This window comes from Streptococcus sp. GP0011, from assembly GCF_030546305.1.
GTDB lineage: Bacteria > Bacillota > Bacilli > Lactobacillales > Streptococcaceae > Streptococcus.
Map to the genome: position 1 here is coordinate 1 of NZ_JAUONR010000016.1, position 4,207 is coordinate 4,207.

The 4,207-nt window shown below is 37.1% G+C and carries 3 protein-coding genes and 1 pseudogene; all 4 read right to left on the bottom strand.

Translation table 11 applies throughout. From position 1 onward, the window contains the following. Positions 1-882 (bottom strand): hypothetical protein (locus Q4443_RS10330; RefSeq protein WP_303408373.1); only part of this gene is annotated, 882 nt, incomplete at its 3' end. 4 nt (positions 883-886) lie between these two features. Next, on the bottom strand, positions 887-3,064 hold the full coding sequence (locus tag Q4443_RS10335) for a hypothetical protein (RefSeq protein WP_049518890.1): 2,178 nt from the start codon (positions 3,062-3,064) through the stop codon (positions 887-889). A gap of 4 nt (positions 3,065-3,068) precedes the next feature. Further along, positions 3,069-3,434 (bottom strand): hypothetical protein, encoded by a 366-nt coding sequence (locus Q4443_RS10340; protein WP_042903179.1) that lies wholly within the window; start codon positions 3,432-3,434, stop codon positions 3,069-3,071. Positions 3,435-3,445: 11 nt separating this feature from the next. Next, positions 3,446-4,207 (bottom strand): annotated as a pseudogene (locus tag Q4443_RS10345) (cell division protein FtsK); the annotation flags it as partial.

Consider the following 4,207-nt stretch of genomic DNA (forward strand, 5'->3'; position numbering starts at 1 on the left):
TGGGGTATCAGAAATCTGACCCTTAGTATCTATACCATAAATCGTCAGTTTCTCTTCTCCCTTAGGAGCCATCCAGTGTAACACTTTGTCAAACCATTCCTCTGGGGTCACGTATTCCTCTTGAGGATTAAGAATCCAACCTTCTTCAGTTATTTTTTTCTCAATTTCAGGATATTCCTCAAAGAGGTTGATGTTGGTATCAATAACCTTGCCCTCCTCTTTAAAATCACTAGAAATACTGATGAGGTGATCCACTAAGTATCCCTTATCTTTTGCATACTGATCTAGTGTCGTATAATAAAAGTAAGGACCCGCTTCATAGATATCTGAACGCTTTTGATACTCTCCTTCTACTTTTCCGCTATCAATGTTTAAAACAAAGGTTTTCATAGTACCTTGTTTGTCTTTAACTTCTATATTGATGACGTTCTTGGGATTATTACGATAGGTGAAGATTCTGAAATCAATCGGAAAAAAACTGGCGTCATAGTCTTCGACTACTTTGTTTAGATCCACTTCTTTATCGGCTAAATCTTCTGTTCTATAGTCATAAAGACGAATCTTCCAATAATCTGATTTGGGCCTGTTTTTTCTATCGGTTAAATCAACTCCACCTTTACTTGTCATCACTTTCCGCTCGGTTGTATAAAGATAGGTACCATTCCCAAAAGAACCTCTACGCACTAAAACGAATTTTCGTTGATTCCCGAAAAAATATACGTTTTCTTTTACAGAATGGTATTCTTCAATGGAATACTCGACTTTTTCAGGTTCTTTAAATAATTGTTGGAATCCAACAGTACCTACTATAATGAAAGGGATAAGAATTAGGCTAGCTAACACAAATTGAAAAGCACGCTTATTTTTTAATATCTTCCTCATCGTATCAGTTTCCTCCTGCACCTACTCCATTTACATAACCTAAATAAGACCACTGTCGATAAGAATCTCGAGTGAAATAAGACGGATAATTTTCAGATGATTGAGGTTTATTAATAGCTGTTTCCGCATCCTTGAGTCCATTATACAACTTCTCAAAACCAATCCACTCTAGGCTGCGATTAGGATTGGGTTTCCCTCTCAAAAGAGCCTTCATATCCGCATCGTAATCACCACTTAATTCACTACGATCAATTGCTTCATCAAACTTGTTCAATACATCATATGGGTCCTGTCCATTACTAATGGCCGTCTCTGCAATGTAAGTTCGCAGACCATTTTTCTTTAGATCTTGTTGCTTCAGATAGGCTTCTACATCGTAGCTAGGACTGATATATTGAGAATTACTCTTAGATTGATCATCATTTGTGAAAGAAGTTCCGCCATATTGCCAAAATTCGGCCTCACTACTTTTCTTCAGATTTTTAATTTCTTTTTCGTAATTTTCACTTTTTTCAAAATAATCATAAATATTTTTTGCAATTTTTGTCAAGCCTTTAGCTTTATTACTATACTTGTGTTCCGGAATTTGATCTAATAAAACTGGTGAAGAAATCGCCTCCGCGCCATTGATAACCTTTTTAATATCCTTATCTGAACTCATACCAGCCTCAACAATCCCAATCATGACACCTGCAGGCGCATATAACTTACCAAGGTCTTTAACTGTATTTAGAACCGTTGAAGCAAAGAGCTTCGACTTTTCTGCATTCAAATCTTTGATCTTGTCACTGTTCTCTTGAATATTTAGTGCTGTTTTTTCATCAATGATTTCAGACTTAACATTTGTAGAAACAAAAGTTCTATTTAAAACTGTGAAAGAAAAGCCTTTCCCATCACTCCCTTTTGTTAATTTAAAACTACCTTCTTTAAATGAATGATTAGTGGAAAAAATTTGACTTTCGAAACCACCATTCGGTTTTGGAACTTGAAGACTTGTCTTCCCTTTCCCCATATCATTCATAGCAGTATACATAAAAAGACTGTTTAGTTTTTCATACCACTCTACTTTATTATTCAATGCCAAAACTGCTGCACGAACTTCGGCGCTATTTTTTCGATTGAAATACTCAGTATAAGCCTCTTTAGGAGATCCTGGTGGAGGAAACTCTGGCATCAGAGTATCCACCTGTACTTTATAACTGTTTCCTGTCGCTTCAGCTGCCGCAGACAACCTCAATGCATAGTCTTTTACGCTTTCTTTATCTCGTTGAGTTAAGGCTGCCATAAAAATTGATAGGTTAGGGACACTCCCATCTTCTTCAGCATGATGAACTTCATACATCAAACGCTCAACAATTATCTGCCCTACTCCTAGGCTAGAATCCTTTGTATTCACATTTGCTAAATCTGTAAAGAATGCTCTTTTATCAGTATAATCAGCCTCACTCAAAATTACTGTCATAATCTTTGCATCTGATTTGCTTTGTATCGCATCAAGATAATAAATCTTATCTGGAGTAAGAGTTTTGTTTTTAATAGAATCCATTACAACTTTGGGCGTAACCGCAATCTTTGCTTGAGCGACCTCAATATTATTTTTCAAATCCATTAGCCCAGAAAGTACGTCAAATAAGGTTGTGTTAAATGTATCATGAGCACTTTGAATTGTATTATGAGTTGCTTGACGACTATCTTTTGCACTTGTCAAACTTCCTTCCGCTGCTGTTTTTGTTGCTTCTAAGCTCTCATTTTCTATCCCAAGAGCTGTAGTTGCAGTATCCAGTAAAGATTGAAGATTTTTTATGGTATCTTTCACGGCATATAATTGACTATCTTCTCCTTCGCCAGTTAATTTAGTCCCTACCTCTTGCGTACCAGTTTCACTAGTCCAGGCCTCCTTATCAAACCCAGCATCACTAATGCTATTTTCAAAGTGTGAAATACTCCCTGAGAAATGCCTTATATACTGAGGAAATGTGTGAAATACTTGATTTTGTAAAGAATTTAAACGCTCAAAAAAGGCTGTCAGCGCAAGTGCTTCATCAGTATTATTCCCTGTCTTAGTATTAAATTGTCGTTCTGTTTCCTCAGATGCTGACTCAACATTTTTAGAAAACTCCTGAATTGCTTTTGCATACCGTTCTATTGCTGGTAAATCATATACTTTAATAACTTCACTCATATTTTCACTCCTTCGTAGCTAACAAGTCAATGCCTAAAAGGAACTTTCTTATTGCCAAATCACTCTTTTCTTCTTCTAATTCTTGAATTTTCTTAGAGACTTTTTCGGAAACATTATCAATTTTTGTATTAAAGTCTCGTTTAAGATTCTTCAAAAGTTCTTGCTCTGAAGTAGTTTGCTCTGAATATTTCTTTCCAGCTAGATTATAACCGCTTTTGATATTTTCATCACTTACCAATACATAACTAATCGTTGTCGGAAATGATGTTAAAGATTTTTTTATTTCAACAAATTTATCAATCTCTGTCGTTAAAGATGATATAGATTGATTTATTTCATTAATTTCTGCTTGTATCTCTGCTCTTCCCATTTCTTCCCTTTCTATACCATTAATACTTTCATTTTACTTGCTAACCCATCGGAAACATAGTAGTGTTCTTGTTCTTCTAATTGTGGCTCACGAACAGGTCTGTTGGTCACTGTCAGAACTGATTGATCACTTAAGCGAAGTGCTAAAATAGCCTGCTTATAAGAACGAGCAGTTTTTGAGACCACATCAATATGCTTGGTGATTAGTGGTGAACTCATTACAATTGAACCATATCCAGCTCGAGTTCCTTTATCTAGGACATAAGCCAATGTATCAAGCGCTTCTGAGTTTAATTCTACCACTAATTCGGTTAAATTGTAGATAACCACTGTTGCGACATGGTCTCGCTGTTTGCCTTCTAACCGTTCCTGAATCTTGAACTCCATCATATCTAAGCCTTCTAGATATTCCTCTGGACTTGCCAGAATCGTCACTCCTTCCATTTCAGGTAAGTTATGGTACTTCGGTGCCAAGACGATGACTTTCTGTTTCCCTTTGGCAATGTGTTTTACCAAGGCTGTCATCTGCTCTTCTTTATCTGTTAGGTAAAGAAGATTGCCTTTAGCCAGATTCCAAGTAACGGGCTCAACTGTCTCCATGTCAAGTCCTAATGGCACGAGGCCGTGTTCATAGGCAGTCTGCACGCTGGCTCGGCTATAGAAGTCTTTCTCTGTCAACTCCTCCGGCACCATCGGAATGGCACTTGGGCGTTGTCCTGTCCAGGCTTCTTGGAGGGAAGCCACTTCCTGACGTAGGTTGTTGAGGACTTGGGT

What these genes read in the sequence shown, in the direction of transcription:
- Q4443_RS10340 (WP_042903179.1), bottom strand. Translation starts at nt 3,434, where the DNA reads ATGGGAAGAGCAGAGATACAAGCAGAAATTAATGAAATAAATCAATCT.
- Q4443_RS10335 (WP_049518890.1), bottom strand. Translation starts at nt 3,064, where the DNA reads ATGAGTGAAGTTATTAAAGTATATGATTTACCAGCAATAGAACGGTAT.